This is a genomic window from Serratia sp. CY27727 (assembly GCF_052169275.1).
GTDB classification, from domain to species: domain Bacteria; phylum Pseudomonadota; class Gammaproteobacteria; order Enterobacterales; family Enterobacteriaceae; genus Serratia; species Serratia sarumanii.
Genome location: NZ_JBJNLB010000002.1, coordinates 359,786 through 376,780 on the forward strand (window position 1 = coordinate 359,786; position 16,995 = coordinate 376,780).

Below are 16,995 nucleotides of genomic sequence, written 5' to 3' on the forward strand. Positions count from 1 at the left end.
GGCGCTATAAGCGGTTATCATCGTTGTTTTGCGTTCAGCAAGGAGAGTCGGCCGCTATGCCCGTGAATTTTGATCTCAACGATCTTTATGCCTTCCGCGCGCTGGTGGAGTACGGCAATTTTCGGCTGGCCGCAGAATCCATCTGCCTGTCGCAGTCGGCCCTGAGCCGCAGGATTGAGAAGCTGGAAAACGCGCTGGGCAGCAAACTGTTCGATCGCACCACCCGGCGCGTGACGCTGACGCTGTACGGGCAGGCGTTTGCCGAGCGTTCGGATCAACTGCTGATGAATGTCGAAGCGGTGTTGGCCGATATCGATAAGGTCAGCCAGGAGCGTACCGGGCTGGTCGCCGTCGCCACGGTGCCGTCGGCGGCCTACTATTTCATGCCCGACGTAATACGCCGTTTCCGGCTTCGCTATCCGCGCGTGCGCGTTAAACTGATCGACGGCAGCGCGGGTAATGTGATTGAGGCGGTCACCGGCGGCCAGGCTGACTTCGGCATCTGCTTTGCCGGGCGGCTGCAGCCTAACCTTGAATTTGTGCCGTTGGTGGGTGACGTTTACGTGGCCGCCTGCCGGCGCGACCATCCGCTCGCCGCTAAAAAGAGCCTCACCTGGCGGGAATTTTATCAGCAGGATTACGTGTCGCTGGATAAAACCTCCGGCAATCGCAATCTGCTCGATCAGCGCCTGGAACACCTCGTGCCGGAGCGCCCCAGCGTGTGCGAAACTCGCCATGTGACGACCATGCTGGGCATGGTTGAGGCGGGCATCGGCATTGCCGCCGTGCCCGCCATGTCGATGCCCGCTTCAGAGCATTCGGTGTTGACGTCGGTGCCACTGGTCGAGCCGGTGGTGAAACGCACCGTGGGCCTGATCCGGCGCAGCGGCCGCATGCAGTCTTTCGTCGCCGCCGAGCTGGAAAAGCTGATTACTGAACGGTATCACTCTGCCTGACCGGCTGCTGCGCCGGCACGCTTCGCATGCCGGTCGCGCGAATGGTCGGCTGTGCCTGAGAGGAGGCGAGGAACTCCAGCAGCGCTTTGCCTTCGCGGCGATGTTCCGCCTTGGCGGTTACCGCGCCGGCGAAGCGGGTGATGTACTGCACGTTTTCCGGCAGTTCGCCGATAAAGGTGACGCCCGCCACGGGCAGCAATTCGCTGACCTGCTGGAAGCCCAACGCGTATTTCCCCTGCGCCACTTCAGAGGCCACCGGAATGCGCTCAATCCTATGCGCTTTTCCTTTCACCTGTTCCTCGATGCCCAGCTTTTTGAACAGTTGGCCGCTGACGTAGCGGCCGCTGGCGCTGTCGGAATAGGCGAAAGAGTCGGCTTGCAGCAAGGCATTGCGCAGCTCGGCATCCGTTTTTATCGCCGGCTTGGGCGCGCCCTGTTTCACCACCATGCCGATCGGCGAATCGGCCAGCTCCACGCGCGAACCCGGCTGGATCCAGCCGCCTTTGTCCAGTTGGGTCAGCGCGTCGCCCACCATGATCACCACATCGGCTTGCTCTCCGCGCGCCAGCCGTGCGGGGATCGCCTGCGGCGTTTTCCCCATGGAAGGGCCGGACACCAGAATGATTTTGTCGCCGCTTTGGGCTTCATATTCCGGGGCCAGTTTCTCCAGCGCGGCCTTGAAGCCGCCGGAGATCATCACGGTCACGTCTTTGGCCAGCGCCGCGGTGCTGAAAGAGGCGCACACCAGCGCGGCGAGGATCGAACGAGTGAGTTTCTGCATGGCATTATTCCTTATGGCGATGGCGCGTTAGCGTGCGGTTTGCAGCGGCATGGCGATGCGGCGATACAGATACAGCGTCGCCAGCAATGCGCACAGCGCGGCGAAGCTCATCCAGTAGCCCGGTGAAGCCTTATCGCCGGTGTATTCGATCAACGCGGTGGAGATCACCGGCGTAAAGCCGCCGAACACCGCCGTCGCCAGGCTGTAGGCCAGCGAGAACCCGGCCACCCGTACTTCCGCTGGCATGATCTCGGTTAAGGCCGGGATCATGGCGCCGTTGTAGAGGCCGTAAATGAAGGACAGCCACAGCAGCACGGCCAGCATCATGCTGAAGCTGGGGGCGGCGGCGAGCAGGCTCAGCGCCGGGTAGGCGGTGGCCAGCGCCAGCAGCGTCATGGCGACCAGCACCGGTTTGCGGCCGAAGCGATCCGACAGCGCGCCGCCGATGGGCAGCCAGATGAAGTTGGAAATCGCGACCAGTAAAGTGACCAGCAAACTGTCGGAGGCGCTGAGCAACAGCACCTTTTTGCCGAAGGTTGGCGCATACACGGTGATCAGGTAAAACGCGGTGGTGGTCATGGCGACCATCAGCATGCCGGCGATTACCACCGGCCAGTTTTTCAGCAGGGTATTAAACACGTCGCGCATCGCCAGGTGGTGACGGCGGGCGGTAAATTCCTGCGTCTCTTCCAGCTTGCGGCGCAGGAGGAAGATGAAGGGAACGATCAGACAGCCGAACAGGAAAGGCAGGCGCCAGCCCCATTCGCGAATGGCACTTTCTTCCAGCGCCGCATTGAGCGCGAAGCCCATGGCCGCCGCCACCATGATCGCCACCTGCTGGCTGCCGGACTGCCAACTGGTGTAGAAGCCCTTACGGCCCGGCGTGGCGATTTCGGCCAGATAGACGGACACGCCGCCCAGCTCCGCGCCCGCCGAGAAGCCTTGCAACAGGCGCCCGCACAGCACCAGCAGCGGCGCCCAAAGCCCGATGCTCTGGTAAGAGGGGATCAGCACGATCAGGAAGGTGCCCGCGGCCATGATCGACAGGGTGACGATCAGCCCTTTGCGGCGGCCGACTTTATCGATGTAGGCGCCCAGCACGATGGCGCCAATGGGGCGCATCAGAAAACCTGCGCCGAATACCGCGAAGGTCATCATCAGCGAGGCGAACTCGCTGCTGGCCGGGAAAAAGGTGTGTGCGATGTAGGTGGCGTAAAAGCCGAACAGAAAGAAGTCGAACTGTTCCAGAAAGTTGCCGGAGGTGACGCGCAGGATCGCGCCGGCTTTGGCCCGGGTGGTCATGGGTGAGGTAGAGGAATGCATCTTTATCTCCAGTTTGTTATGGGCGCCTGACGCCGCGCCTGTTGCTGAAGACTCGCTCAGGAAAATAAACTAAATAAGCGCAATAAACGCATGGCGCGATGCGTTTGGCGCATCAATCGCCGTTAACAATGTTGCCTAACCTGATGTAACGTGGCGTTAACAAACTTATCGCTCACCGCCCGCGGCGCAGAGCGCCGAAAACGTTATGCGCATTTTGTGACAGGGTTCATAAAGGGGCGGCGGGGAAACGCCCCGTACCTCTGACCGATTGTTCGATACCGCTCGTAAAAAAGTGAATGCCTCGCACTGCGTTTGCAAAATGTCCGGATGTACGTTCAGCCTTGCAGTAACCACGAATGCTTTTGCATGCCATTCTGATGCCTCTCTGCTATAGCTTTACATCTATATAGTTGTTGATCTATATTTGCAGGGAGGTCCCGTGTGGGAAATTAAAACAACGGATGCGTTTGATAACTGGTTTAGCTCACTCCACGATGCCGATCGGGCTGGCGTGCTTGCCGCATTGATGATCCTGCGGGAAAAGGGGCCGAGGCTGCCCAGACCCTATGCCGATACGGTTAAAGGTTCGCGTTACAGCAATATGAAAGAGCTGCGCATTCAGAGCCGTGGCGAACCGTTGCGGGCATTCTTCGCCTTCGATCCGTACCGTATCGGCATTGTACTTTGCGCGGGCAATAAAGCCGGCAATGAAAAGCGTTTTTACGATCGAATGCTTCAGATTGCCGATCGGGAATTCACGAACTGGCTGAACACATTAAACGAGAAGGAGTGACGCGATGGGCAGAACGCTGGAACAGCTTATTGCGGATGAAAAGCCCGAGGTCGTGGCCAAAGCGCAAGCGCTGGCGGCGGACATCATGCTGAACATCCACCTTGCCGAGCTGCGCGAGAAGGTGCAGAAAACGCAGGTTGAAATGGCGCAGGCGCTGGGTATCCGGCAACCGACCGTTGCCGTGATGGAAAAACCGGGCCGCGATCTGAAACTGTCTTCGCTCAAACGCTATGTTGAGGCGGCCGGCGGCAAGCTGCGCCTGGATGTTGAACTGCCGGACGGCTCTCACTACGAATTTGTGCTGTAAGCGCTAACGGCAGAAAAGCAAAAATCCCGCTCGGGTTTCCCTGAGCGGGCTGTTCGCAATATGGCGCCTCCGATATCAGGAGGCAGCCGTGAAAGCAAAGAGGCTCAAGGCTGGATGTATGGGCGCTGCCGTTTGAGCCAGATAGCGTTAACAAGTCACCCGCCGTACCTTCGCGATAAACCATCCCCTGCTCAAAGCTGAAACGATATAATCATTCACATGGCTGATTTTAAAGGGCCATAACAGCCCTTTAAAATTATTCTCATTTATCTGGAATAATAAAACGGCTTACCGACTGTAATTTTTCGATGGTCTCTTCCAGCTCCCTCTCAGGCAACGATTGGTCAATAATCCCCGCACCAGCTTGTAACGCCACTCCACGACCATGCTTATAAAGCGAGCGGAGCACCAGCGCCGCATCCTTTTCACCCTGGCTATTGACCATGAACACGCTGCCGCTATAGGCACCGCGTGAGACCGGCTCCAGCCGCTGAATCGCCTCTATCGCCGAGCGCTTAGGTATCCCCGAAGCAGTGACTGCGGGAAACAGTGCGCCAAAGGCATCCCAGGCATTGAACTCTTTGCGAAGTTGTCCTTTTATCCGGGAGGCCAGATGCTGCACACTGCCACGCAGTGAGACATGCATAAAATCACTGACGTGGGTTGAATGGTTCTCACATAGGGGGATCAGTTCTTCAATGGCGAGCTTGACGGACACCGCATGCTCAGCAATTTCTTTCGTATCGTTACTGAGCACTTCGCGCAATCGCCGATTTTCGGCCTCGTCAGCGGTAAGTGCTCGCGTGCCGGCCAGTGGTTGAGTGCTGACAGCGCCAGAATCAGAGACTTCAACCACCGTCTCAGGGCTAAACCCAATGAAGTGATCGTCGTTCAATCGGGCAATAAACGAACGTGCCGGGGTATTGAACCGGCGGCCAACGTGATAGCTAGCTAATAAATCGACTGGAGCGGCAAGGGTTATTCGACGAGAAAGAATAATTTTCTGATATTCACCGCGCTGAATTTCTTCAACTGCCAGGGCAACGCGCTGGCAGTAGTCGCGCGCATCCTGTTCGCGAATCTGTTTGGCGATTGAAGCTTGCCATTGAGCATCAGGTTCTGGAAACACTGCAACACGATCCGCCGCCTGAACACGCTTCACCAGTTGCGATAAATCCTGATCAGAAGACGCGATCAGTTGTGCTTCCCCCGGCTTTAATTTGATTTGCACATGCGGGATAAAGAGGGTCAGCAGGGGCGTTGCCTCAGGTAAGTGTTTTGGCTGCACATCGTGTATCAGGTGTGAGAACTCGAAATGGCTCACACCATAAGCCTGCCAGTCGCTAAAGGGAATCGCATCCAGCGCCTGTTGCAGATTTGTCTGCCAGTTACCACCTTGCCAGCTCTTTTCCACCGCGTTGGGCAGGGTAAGTTCAGCACGATTACCATACAGTGAGATTTTTACCTGACTGCCTATTCCAATATCCCAGCATTCGTCGCGCTCATAGGCAATGTGACAATCAGATTCGTTCTTCAGCAAGTGATAAATGACATCGAGCGGGTCAGCCTGCAGGATGAGGGTATGGCTGGACTCACTGCTGTCCAGGGCAAGCATGGCAATATCCGCCAGCTGACGCTTATCGATCTTGCCAACGGCGGTTAATGGCCAACGCTTAACAGGTAATAACTGGTCAGGCAGTTTATTATTGCTGACACCTTGTCGCTGCAGGTAGCCACGTAAATCAGCCAGTGTCAGGTGGGTATCACCCGGTAAACAGGCACAGATACGTTCACCTAGGCGTGCATCCTCAACACCAATTACGACGCAGCTTGCCACATCAGGGTGATTAGCGATAAACGACTCAACCTCTGCGCAACCCACCTTTTCCCCGGCACGATTAATTTGCTCTTTGAGCCGACCTTCCACGACGAAGTTGCCCGCATCGGTCAGGCGCACCAGGTCACCAGAACGGTAAAAATGATCCGGTGTGAACGCCTGCAGGTTTTGCGCTTCAGCGCGATAATAGCCGCCGATAGTATAGGGGCCGTGGGTAAGAAGTTCACCGGAGACTTCGATTCCTACGGGAAGTCCATCCTGATTCACCACTCTTATTTGGTCCGCATCTGAAATCGGACGACCCTGAGTGTGTAAAATCACGTCATCGCTATCATCAAGCCGTGTGCAGCAAATCAGTCCCTCAGCCATACCGAAAACTTGCTGGAGCTGACAGTCAAAGGTGGGTTTGACTTTTGCTGCCAGTTGACTATCCAGCCGTGCTCCCCCTACCTGAATAAATTGCAAACTGGAGAGGTCGCTTTCATCCCATGCCCGACACTCCAGCCACAGGGTGACAAGCGGTGGTACCAATGCAGTAAAAGTGACTTTCTCCTGCTCAATAAGAGGGAACACTTCATCACAGCCTGAGGTTTGCGCTAGCACCACTTTGCCGCCTGAGAATAGCGTGCCCAGCACTCCCGGACAGGAGAGGGTGAAGTTGTGTGCCACAGCTAATGTCGCCAGATACACACTTTGGCTGGAAAGCTGGCAGATTTCCGCCATGCGGCGTGCGTTGTAAAAGTAATCGGCGTGCGTGCGTGGTATCAATTTGGGCGTACCGGTGCTGCCACCAGAAAGAAGGAGGAGGGCGATATCTTCAGCATGCGGTGCAGGCAAAGGCTGGGGCTCAGACTGGAACGCTGTCATCAGTGAGTCTGCATCGTCATGGATATTCACCGGCCAGCGTTGCATACCGGGATGTTTAACCGCCATATCCGATGCCAGTGTTTGATAGTCATGCCCAAGATAGTGATGAGGATAAAACCAGGCTTTGGGTTCTGCCAGTTGGCTCAAGGCATCAATGTCTGCCGCTTTCTGGCCAGGCATGGCAAGAATCGGGCGTGCGCCGAGACGGAACAGAGCGAACAGTGTTGCCACGAGGCCAATACAGTTTGGCAACTGCAGCAACACATTATCTTGAGAGCGAATCCCACGCGCGGCTAATCCCGCAGCAAGTCTGTCGGCCAGATTATCCAGCCCGGCGTAACTCAGATGCTGCTTTCCTGCCACCAGTGCGATGCTGGTGGGTTGCCGAATTGCCCACTGGCGTAACTGTTCGCCCAGAGGTTGATCGACCCAATAGCCATTTTGTCGATAGTGTTCACGCTCACTGTCACTCCAGGCGCTGTAACGTTGACGTTCGTTCATCATCTTTCTCCTTGCCGAAAAAGGATTGCCGACTACTGGCCGGCAATTACATCAAAAGTCCCAGCTAAATTTGGCAATCACCTGACGGCCTGCCCCCCAGAAACAGCCTGTGTCGGTGGAATAGCAACCCGCGACAACTTTGCGGTCCAGCAGGTTTTGTGCTGTCAGTTGCACTTTGCCACCGCGTAAAGAAGGATCGAGTTTGCCAAGCTCATAACGAATTGAAGCATCCATCAGGCCATAACCCCCGGTGTTAAACTGATTGTCCATGGTTCCTCCTTTGGTGCCGCCGCTGAAGCGCCCCCCCACAGCGACGCCTAAGCCCTCAACCTCTGTGCCTGCTGGCGCCTGCCAGTCCAGCCATAGCGCACCAAATGTCCGTGGTACGCGCAGTGGGGTTTTGCCTTCGCGGCCTTGAGTGTCCTGGGTGTACTTCACCTGCTGTAGTGTGTAGCTACCGATCACACTGAACTGTTCGGTTAAGGCACCCCGTGCCTCCAGCTCCAGCCCGCGTGCACGAATTTTTCCGCCCTGAGTCTGGAAAGCGGAATTCGCCGGATCAGTGCTCAGGCTCTTGTCCTGTGTCAGGTTGTACACAGCGGCAGAAAGCAGGGTCGTGGTACCCGGTGGCTGATACTTCACGCCAAACTCATAGAGTTCGCCGCGACTGGGTTTAAAGGGTTGTTGATCGCGAGAAAGACCGGCAACCGGCTGGAAAGATTGCGCCCAGGTGAAATAAGGCGAGATGCCATTGTTAAACAGATAATTCAGGCCAACACGTCCCGTGGTGGCCTGATCGTGTTGCTCGTAATTCTGGCCGTAGAGAAAATCTTTATTGATGATTTTGCTCCAGTCGTGGCGGATACCCACTGTGGTACGCCATTGCTGCCAGGCAATCTGGTCCTGCAGATAGACGCCCGTTTGCGTGGATGAAACGCGGCTATCCTGCCATAGCGCGGTTGGGCCAAATTCGGCGACACCATAGTCAGGATGATAAATATCAAGAGATGACACGCTGCCACTACCGTAGTCAGTATGGCCGCGCATATGGTCAACGCCCACACCCGTCAGTAACTCATGACTCAATGCACCGGTATCGAAAAAACCGTGGATCTGATTATCAAAATTGAGTGTGTTGTAATGCTCGTCAGAGACTGCGGTATTGCGGCTAATGGTGCGCATATCGTCGTTCAGACCTGACATGATCACTGCATCATAATTGGACGTTTCGCCGAAATAGCGACCTTTTAAGACCGTGGACCAGTCTTCGCTGAAATTATGGATGTAGCTGTAGCCCACCGTTGATTGCTTACGACTAAAGGTGTTGTGATTTGGCTCACCAGGGTAAGCATCCCGCGGCAGTTTGCCATTTGGGTTGGTGAACACCGTGCCATAGGCAGGCAAAGAAGTGATCACCCCTAAATCCGGGTCGTACTGAAAACGTGAGTAGAGCGTCAGACTGTTGTTGTCATCAGGATTAAAGGTGATGGAGGGGGCCAGCGCATAGCCTTTGAGTTTCGTGCCCTGCTGCATGCCGTCGGCGAGATGGCCGGTAGCGACGAAGCGATAGAGTACGCTTCCGCTGTCATTCACTGCCCCACCAAAGTCCAGGCCGACCCGTCCGTAATTCTTCGTACCACCTTCAACTTCTACATGACGAATCGTTTCACTCGTCGGCAATTTGCTGGTGAGTGCAATGATACCGCCGGGATTTGATAACCCATACAGCACGGAAGCGGGTCCGCGTAAGACATCGATCTGTTCCAGAAGGAAAGGGTCGATCTGCTGCACACCAAAGAGCAGGCCATTGGTATTGCGTAAACCATCCTGAAACACATCGGAATAGCCAGTGTCGCTGTAATTAAACCCGCGAATAGTGAACTGATCAAATGCGGTTACTCCGCCCCATTGCTCGGAAGCCACACCTGGCGTATACCGTAGCGCTTCATTAAGACTACGCGTGTTCTGATCATCCATCTGCTGTCGGGGAATTACCGAGATCGATTGCGGTGTTTCCACCAGCGGTGTCGTGGTTTTAGTTGCGCTGCTGCTTTCTTTTGCCGAAAGCCGGCCGCTATGTGATTCCTCATCTTGTGCGATGACCGTTATTGTTGAACTGTTCTGCTGCGGCTGCGCCCAGGCACTTTGCAACGCGAGGGTGAGTAAAGAAAGTGAAAGGCCCGTTACTGCGCGTTGTGTGATTTGTTTTCCTGCCAAATACGAAGCGGTGCGTTCCATAACAATCCTCTGCCTGATACAAATCAAAAGGTTTTCTTAATGCTTTTTTTGAGAATGATTATCAATAGCGTTGATTACTATGTAATGATATAACATATGATATGATCATTAATGAAGCGGAAATTTAATGATTTCGTTAAGGGAGATGCGGGGATATGAACCAGGGTTTAACCAGACGAACGCTGATAAAAACAATGGGTATTGGCGCGGGCATCGTGCTCAGTAATGGATTTTTACCGCTGGCATGGGCGGATGAACCCAAGCCGCAGCGAGGGGGAACACTGCGTGCTGCGTTCGCAGGTTCCAGCAGTGATTCTACCGATGTGTTGCGATCCACCAACAGTAATATCGACTATGTACGTTCACGCTTAGTGTGGGATTCATTAGCGGAAGTAGACAACCAACGTATCGTATGGCGCCTGATGGAATCAGCAGATCCTAATCACGATGCGACACGCTGGACCGTAAAACTTCGGCAGGGCGTCACATTCAGTGATGGTCGTCAACTCACCAGCAAAGATGTGATGTTCAGCCTGCGTACCTGGATGAGCCAGCCGGGTAGTCAAAGTGGCTGGCTGAAGCCACTCGACCTGACGGCATCACGTCTTGAGGATGATCACACACTGACATTGCAGTTGCACAAACCGGTGGGTTCATTTGATTTATTACTGGCGCAGTCAATCTTTATTTTTCCAGAAAATACGCAGGACTTTACTGCGGCAGTGGGGAGTGGGCCTTACACACTCAAATCTTGGTCACAGGATAAAAGTGTGCTGCAGGCGCGTTCAGACTATTGGGATGCGGCAAACGGTGGTCCGTGGTTGGATGAGATTCACCTCTACAGCGTAGGTGACACCACTGCACGCCTCAACGGTTTGAAAGCGGGGCAGTTTGATTATGTGGGGGGGATGGCGCTACTCACCGCGCGATCAGAGCAAGCTAATCCGGCAGTGAAACTGTGGCACTCTCCGAAATCGGAGATGAGCAATCTGGCATTTAGTATGAATCTCAGTAAGGCGCCCTTTAATCACGCCGCGGTTGTCGAAGCGCTGAAATATGCGATTGACCGGGAAACGATGGTACGCGCAGTGACCATGGGATTAGGCGAAGTCGCGAATGATGCCCTGGGCGCGGGGCAACCGTGGTTCAATGGGGAATTGCCTACCCGCCATTACGATCCTGAACGTGCCCGTGCGCTGTTGCAGAAGGCAGGCATAGCCTCTGTTGCCGCAAAGATACGCACCAGCGACTACGAATACGGTACGGCCGAAAGCGCTACATTACTGTTACGCCAGGTAAAAGGGACGGGATTTGATCTGCAACTGGACCGCGTTCCCGCTGCCGATTACTACAGCGATTTTAACCTGCTGCTGAATACACCATTACAAACCAATCTTTATCGCCCGATGCCGCTGCCCGTTGCGTTGCCATTCTATTATGGCCATGCGGCTCCCTGGTCATTCACCGGCCCGGCTACGCCGCAACTTGACGATCTGATGAATGCGATGCAGGCAGCACGCGGTGATGCGTTGCGCCAGCGTGTTGCTGATGTCCAGCACTACCTGTGGCAGCAGGGCGGTGACGCGATCTTTGCGCGAATTCCGTCTATTGCCGCTTCTGCACCAGGTGTGTTTGGCGTCAAAGCGGCTGGCTTCTTTGACTATCCGCTGCTGCGTGATGCCTGGCTGCGTTCAGCATGAAGTGTCAGGTTTTAATTAAACGCCTGCTATGGCGTGCATCGCAGGCGGTTTTCACTTTGTGGCTTCTTTCGGTGATGATCTTTTGTGCCATGTCGCTGGTTAAAGGTGATGCTGCCAGCCAGCGTCTGGCAGGGACGGGGAGCCGCGAGCAGGTGACGGCGTTACGCGCGCAGCTGGGTCTTGATCAGCCTTTAGCTGCACGCTATCTGCAGTGGGCCAAGGGTGTCATGCACGGTGACTGGGGGACCAGCTACTTAAACGGGCGATCCGTAAGTACGCTTATTCGCGAGCGTGGGGGGGCCTCACTGGCATTAGGGGCCAGCGCCAGCGTGTTGCTGGTGGTGATCGCCCTGGGCTTAGGCATCTATTGTGGGCTGCACCCAGGCAGTGTCATCGACAGGGGCATCAGTCTTCTTTCCCTGGGATTCGTGGCGTTACCGGAATTTGTGACGGGCACACTGTTGGTGATGGTGTTTTCGTTAACGCTTCACTGGTTGCCTGCGCTTTCGCTTCTCTCCCCGGGCCAATCGTTGTGGTCACAGTGGCCACTGTTTATTTTGCCAATAATGACACTGCTCAGTGTCGCGTTAGCGCAGAACATCAAATTGGTCCGCCTTGGTGTTATGCGTGCTTCTCAGTCTCCAGCCTGTGAATGCGCCCGGTTGAATGGAATTGCGGAATACCGCGTGGTATTGCACTGGATCCTGCCCGAAGCATTAGGCCACTGTTTACCGGTCCTGGCACGTTACATCACTTATCTGTTTGCTGGCGCACTGGTTGCAGAAACACTGTTTGGCTGGCCAGGCCTGGCAGCGGCACTTCTTAATGCCACGCTATCGCGCGATACGCCGGTGGTGATGGGCATCTCGATGGTGATGTGTACACTGACGGTGCTACTGAATCTCCTCGCGGATAGTTTGACCGCGTTGCTTAACCCCGCTGCTTTCCGGGGAGGGCGCGATGCGTAAATGGCCATATGCAGGATTCGTTTTCTTCAGCCTGATGGCATTCATAGGTCTTATCGGCCCCTGGCTGGCACCTTATGCGATCGATGAGATACGTGATATGCCCTTTGCTGCGCCAAATTCAACGGCGTGGATGGGGACAGATTATCTCGGCGCAGACGTCTTCAGCCGCCTGCTCAGCGGTGGTCAACAACTCTTATTGCTGGCCTGCCTGAGCGTATTACTGGCCTGGCTGCTTGGCGGGCTGTTGGGGATGCTTGCGGCGCTGAAAGGACGCTGGATTGAACGGATGTTGTTGGCGCTGGCTGACATCCTGCTCAGTATTCCGGGGCTGCTGTTACTGACACTGGTGGTTACCGTTAGCGGGCGCGGTTATACGGCCGCAGTGGTGGCGGCGATATTGGTGATGGTGCCCGATATTTTCCGTCTGGTTCGTGCCGCGACGTTGCAACAATTACAGCAAGATTACGTCGACATGGCGCGCTGTCGGGGAGAGTCACTGGCAGCGATTCTCTGTCGGGAGATCATGCCTAACCTGTTACCCCTGCTCAGTGCAGATATTGGCCTTCGCCTGCTGGCAGCCATTTTTATTTTGGCCACCGCCAGTTTTCTTGGGCTGGCGGCGCAACAACCCCTGGCTGACTGGGGGCTGATGATCATGGAGAACCGTCAGGGGTTATCGTTTCAACCCTGGGCAACCCTCGCGCCGATCTTTGCCATCCTGTTGCTGCTTATTCCTCTGAACCTGAGTCTGGATGGATTGTTTGTTTCTGCGCGTAGAAGATATGCGCCTCCGGTGGCCTCGTTTTCGCACGCACAAAGCATTGCCGATAGCAGGCTAAATATTCAACAGCTTAGCGTGGAACTTCCTGAACAGACGTTGATCAACACCGTTTCGCTGCAGATAAAAAGGGGTGAAATTGCGGCGCTGGTCGGTACTTCAGGCAGTGGTAAAAGCACTTTACTGCGTGCGGCACTGGGGCTCTTTCCCGACACCACAACTGCCATTCGCGGTGAGGTATGGCTCGCAGGGCAGTCGCTCTTTTCAATCAATGCCCGAGCATTGCGAAAGCTTCGTGCCCGGCACGTTGGCTTTGTGCCGCAAGATCCCCGTCTGAGTATGGTACCTTCGCAAACGCTGGGCGCGTATTTACGTTGGATGGCCGCCCGTCGCGGACTCACAGATGCTCAACGCGATCAGCAGGTGACGTCTCATTTCCGTCAACTGGGGCTGCCCGATGATGCGGCTTTTTTGCGGCGCTATCCACATCAAATCTCTGGCGGACAACTGCAACGCGTGATGGCAGTGGCCGCCATGCTTGGCTATCCTGGCTTGCTACTGATGGATGAGCCGACCAGCGCGCTGGATGGATTGAGTACCCAGGCGGTGATGCACTGGATCGCCTCAACTGCGCGCGCACATCAGATGAGCGTGCTGTTTGTCGCACACGATTTACCACAGGCGAGTCAGATAGCCGACCGGATTCTGGTGATGTCAGAGGGGGAAGTGGTTGAACAACAATCCACTCAGGCATTTTTGCGCACGCCTGATACCCAGGCCGGTCAGCGCCTGCTCAATGCCTGGTTGCCTTGTCCCTCTCCTGAGCAGGAAACCTCCTCTGCTCAGGTCGTCCTGCGTGCTGAGGCCGTAGAGGCCGCTTATGGCGGACGCACCGCACTGACCTCACTTCAGTTTTCTCTGAGACGCGGTGAGACACTGACCATTGCGGGCCGATCCGGCGGCGGTAAAACCACTCTTCTGCGCATTCTGGCAGGTTTACAACCTGATGCCAGCGGCACCTTAAGCCTGCATAACATGCCGCTGCCTCTCAGTATCCATCAACGCAGCCCGTCGCAAAAATGGCAACTGCAATATGTCGCGCAGAATCCCGCCAGCTCCCTGAATGCTTTCTATAGCGTGCGTGCGCTGCTGCGCCGTCCTCTGCGTCTTAGCGATCCCACATTAAGCGCTGAACAGTGTGAACAGAGGGTCATCAGCGTGATGGCGCAGGTCGGGCTTGAGGCCCATTTGCTTACTCGAAAACCGTCGCAACTCTCCGGCGGTCAGCAGCAGCGTGTGGCACTGGCAAGAGCATTAATTACCCGCCCTGACGTGTTGTTGTGTGATGAAGTGACCAGTGCTTTAGATGGGCCGACGCGTATGGGGCTGGTCCTGCTGTTGCAACAGTTGCAACAGCAGCAGGGTATCGCTCTGTTAATGGTGACTCATGATTTAACCCTTCCTGTACAGTTGGGCGGTTTGCTCATGGTGATCGAGCACGGGCGGGTTGTCGAACAGGGGCGCGTTTCCGAATTGCTTACACGGCCCACGCATTCAGTGACGTCCCGGCTCATTTCAGCAGCGCAACTCATAGAGGAGACTACGCGTTGACTTCCCCCTGGATACGAACATTAAGCGGATACATTAAGCCTGAGTTACAACTGTTTTGTCTGCCGCATGCGGGCGGCAACGCTGGGCTCTATCGCGGCTGGCGTGAACATCTTCCGCCGGAAATTGAATTGAATGTGATCTGCTATCCCGGTCGTCTGGAGCGTTGGCAGCATCCCATCCCCGCGACGATGCCGGAGCTGGTGGGGGAAGTCTCGCGGGCTATTGCTCCGCATCTTGGCGAGAACTGGGCTATTTTCGGCCACAGTATGGGAGCCGTTGTCGCGCATGAAACGATTCTGGCATTAAAATGCGATGATTTACCTCCACCGCAACTGTTGGCGGTCTCCGCCCGTGAGGCGCCGCAGTTTCATCAGCCCGGCCTTTTACATCAACAGGATGATGAAGCACTGTGCCAAGAGCTACTGCGCCTGGACGGCACCGATCCCGTGTTGTTGACCCTACCCGAGATGCGCGAACTCATTCTGCCCACGATGCGGGCGGATTATGCGTTGATTGAGCAGTGGCAGCTGAGTTCCAGACAGCTGCTGTCATGCCCCATCGCTGCCTTCATGGGCAGCGAAGATCCGGAACTTGATCAGATGCAGGCGGAAGGATGGGCAAGCTGGACAACAGCCAGTTTCACCCTGGACTGTTTTTGCGGTGGACATTTTTACTTCAGGGAACACCCACAGCCACTTCTTTCACGATTACTGGCACGCTTAAGTGCGATTCAGGCACTGTCCTGAGTCTGTTCCGGCTGTGGTTGTACCGGACGAATCAACCACAGTGCCGCCAGACCGGCGAGGGCACTTGCAACGGCGGCAACGCGGAATAAGAGGTTTAATCCATCTACCCATGCCTGCAAGGCCCGTTGCTGCAGTTCGGGCACGGCATTCAGCACATCAAACTGCGCGCTGCTGATGGCCTGAAGGGCTGATGCAGGCTGACTGATACCAGAGGCACTTAACAGGGAGAGCGGCAAAGCTTGCTGGATCACATGGTTGAGTAACAGTCCAAACAACGCGATACCCACGGCAGTACCGAGCGGGAAGAACGTATTTGCAGTGCCCGATGCAGCGCCAGCCTGACGCGCAGGAACAACACTAACAGCGAGATCCATCAGATGCGGCATGGTTAATCCTGCACCGATACCCAGCATCAACAGCAGCGGAAGGATCACCAGCCAGTCGCTGTGGATTTGCACATGGCTACTGAGGGTCAGACCGAGAGCCACAATGAACATGCCAATTGCCAGCACTATGCGGACTGGAATCAGTCTTGAAAGCGGACCACTTAATCCGGCGGCGACCACCATCGCCAGTGACTGACTCAAAAGAATCAAACCGGTGTGCCACGCCGAATAGTGCAACAGGCCGCTCAGCCAAAGCGTAATAAACGGCAGCAAGCCAAAACTGAAAATGCGGCCTGCAAAGCTGAGCAGGATTGCCGCCAGGAACGTAGGGATGCGAAACAAACGTAAATGCAGCAGGGCGTGATCGCCCCGCTGAGCCTCAATCCATAAAAACAATAAAGCCGAAGCGATCCCGATGAGCAGTGCGAGGCGGACAAAGGGAGTGGCATCAGATGAAAAGTTCAGTGCGGCGTAGTTGAGGCTAAACAGGCTGAGAGTGACGAAAACCGCGCCAGCGACATCGACAGGATAACGCGGTGCGGGTACGGGTTTTTCATCAACATGGCGCAGGGTGAGAAAAATGATCAGTAGTCCGACGGGGATGTTGATGGCAAACAGCCATGGCCAACTGGCCCATTGGATGAGTATGCCGCCAATCAGGGGACCAGTTGCTGCTGACACGGCTCCCCCTGCGGCAAATAACCCCACCGCGCTGGTGCGAACCTTGGGTGATTCACCCTCACAGGCACTGGCAATCAGTGCCAGCGCAGTCCCCAAGACCATGGCACCGCCAGCGCCCTGGAGTACACGGGCAACGATCAACGCATTGATGGTAGGCGCCATTGCGCAGCCCAATGAAGCCAAAACAAATAATCCATTACCACACAAAAAAATCGGGCGCCGACCCAACCGGTCGGAGATGGCGCCAGCCAGCAATAACAAGGCGGCGAAGCTCAGGGTATATCCATTAATTACCCACTGTAACTGTGCGAGATTGGTAAGGAAACCTTCACCTATTTTTGGTAGCGCAATATTCACGACCGTGATGTCCAGCGTCATGATAGCAGCACTCAATGCGGCCACCAGTGTGGTCCATCTACGATTTTTTGCCTGTTCTTCATTCATCAACATGCCGTTGTTCCTTGTTTTCATCCCGTCATTTACAAATTGTATTAAAAAACCACCATGATAATGATTATCATT

General features: G+C 55.4%; 12 protein-coding genes and 1 pseudogene. 7 read left to right on the top strand and 6 right to left on the bottom strand.

The genetic code is table 11. The features are described 5' to 3' along the window. Window positions 1-56: 56 nt before the first annotated feature. Complete coding sequence (locus ACJ8HB_RS06605; protein ID WP_047571342.1) at window positions 57-956, top strand: LysR family transcriptional regulator; 900 nt, start codon at window positions 57-59, stop codon at window positions 954-956. Here ACJ8HB_RS06605 and ACJ8HB_RS06610 read toward each other — a convergent pair. Continuing rightward, window positions 931-1,737 carry a substrate-binding domain-containing protein gene (locus ACJ8HB_RS06610; RefSeq protein ID WP_043147694.1) on the bottom strand — a complete coding sequence of 269 codons (807 nt, stop codon included), beginning with the start codon at window positions 1,735-1,737 and terminating at the stop codon, window positions 931-933. The genes ACJ8HB_RS06605 and ACJ8HB_RS06610 overlap by 26 nt on opposite strands. A gap of 27 nt (window positions 1,738-1,764) precedes the next feature. Then, window positions 1,765-3,060 carry an MFS transporter gene (locus ACJ8HB_RS06615; RefSeq protein WP_047571345.1) on the bottom strand — a complete coding sequence of 432 codons (1,296 nt, stop codon included), beginning with the start codon at window positions 3,058-3,060 and terminating at the stop codon, window positions 1,765-1,767. A gap of 439 nt (window positions 3,061-3,499) precedes the next feature. Between ACJ8HB_RS06615 and ACJ8HB_RS06620 the strand changes: the two genes are divergently transcribed. Next, the gene (locus ACJ8HB_RS06620) at window positions 3,500-3,853 is read left to right on the top strand and encodes a type II toxin-antitoxin system RelE/ParE family toxin (protein ID WP_047571347.1); all 354 of its coding nucleotides are present in this window, start codon (window positions 3,500-3,502) and stop codon (window positions 3,851-3,853) included. Between the two features lie 4 nt (window positions 3,854-3,857). Further along, window positions 3,858-4,160 carry an XRE family transcriptional regulator gene (locus tag ACJ8HB_RS06625; protein ID WP_033635213.1) on the top strand — a complete coding sequence of 101 codons (303 nt, stop codon included), beginning with the start codon at window positions 3,858-3,860 and terminating at the stop codon, window positions 4,158-4,160. A 262-nt stretch (window positions 4,161-4,422) separates the two neighbouring features. On the opposite strand, the gene ACJ8HB_RS06630 is transcribed toward ACJ8HB_RS06625, so the two are convergent. The 3 genes and pseudogenes from ACJ8HB_RS06630 to ACJ8HB_RS06640 form a co-directional block, all read right to left on the bottom strand. Further along, complete coding sequence (locus ACJ8HB_RS06630; RefSeq protein ID WP_223307188.1) at window positions 4,423-5,775, bottom strand: salicylate synthase; 1,353 nt, start codon at window positions 5,773-5,775, stop codon at window positions 4,423-4,425. Beyond that, window positions 5,773-7,281: pseudogene (locus ACJ8HB_RS06635) on the bottom strand ((2,3-dihydroxybenzoyl)adenylate synthase); the annotation flags it as partial. The gene ACJ8HB_RS06630 and the pseudogene ACJ8HB_RS06635, both read right to left, overlap by 3 nt. 135 nt (window positions 7,282-7,416) lie before the next feature. Next, complete coding sequence (locus tag ACJ8HB_RS06640; protein WP_060427494.1) at window positions 7,417-9,603, bottom strand: TonB-dependent siderophore receptor; 2,187 nt, start codon at window positions 9,601-9,603, stop codon at window positions 7,417-7,419. 155 nt (window positions 9,604-9,758) lie between these two features. On the opposite strand from ACJ8HB_RS06640, the gene ACJ8HB_RS06645 reads away from it, so the two are divergent. The 4 genes from ACJ8HB_RS06645 to ACJ8HB_RS06660 are packed head-to-tail and all read left to right on the top strand — an operon-like array spanning window position 9,759 to window position 15,406. Then, the gene (locus ACJ8HB_RS06645) at window positions 9,759-11,303 is read left to right on the top strand and encodes an ABC transporter substrate-binding protein (protein ID WP_080298857.1); all 1,545 of its coding nucleotides are present in this window, start codon (window positions 9,759-9,761) and stop codon (window positions 11,301-11,303) included. Next, window positions 11,300-12,271, top strand: coding sequence for an ABC transporter permease (locus ACJ8HB_RS06650; RefSeq protein WP_047571351.1), 972 nt, complete (start codon window positions 11,300-11,302; stop codon window positions 12,269-12,271). The genes ACJ8HB_RS06645 and ACJ8HB_RS06650 overlap by 4 nt, the downstream gene beginning before the upstream one ends. Beyond that, window positions 12,264-14,660 (top strand): ABC transporter ATP-binding protein/permease, encoded by a 2,397-nt coding sequence (locus tag ACJ8HB_RS06655; RefSeq protein ID WP_052133495.1) that lies wholly within the window; start codon window positions 12,264-12,266, stop codon window positions 14,658-14,660. The genes ACJ8HB_RS06650 and ACJ8HB_RS06655 overlap by 8 nt, the downstream gene beginning before the upstream one ends. Next, complete coding sequence (locus ACJ8HB_RS06660; RefSeq protein WP_072021619.1) at window positions 14,657-15,406, top strand: thioesterase II family protein; 750 nt, start codon at window positions 14,657-14,659, stop codon at window positions 15,404-15,406. The genes ACJ8HB_RS06655 and ACJ8HB_RS06660 overlap by 4 nt, the downstream gene beginning before the upstream one ends. Here ACJ8HB_RS06660 and ACJ8HB_RS06665 read toward each other — a convergent pair. Then, window positions 15,391-16,923: an MFS transporter gene (locus tag ACJ8HB_RS06665; protein WP_052133497.1), complete on the bottom strand. Its 1,533-nt coding sequence runs from the start codon at window positions 16,921-16,923 to the stop codon at window positions 15,391-15,393. The genes ACJ8HB_RS06660 and ACJ8HB_RS06665 overlap by 16 nt on opposite strands. Window positions 16,924-16,995: the final 72 nt, after the last annotated feature.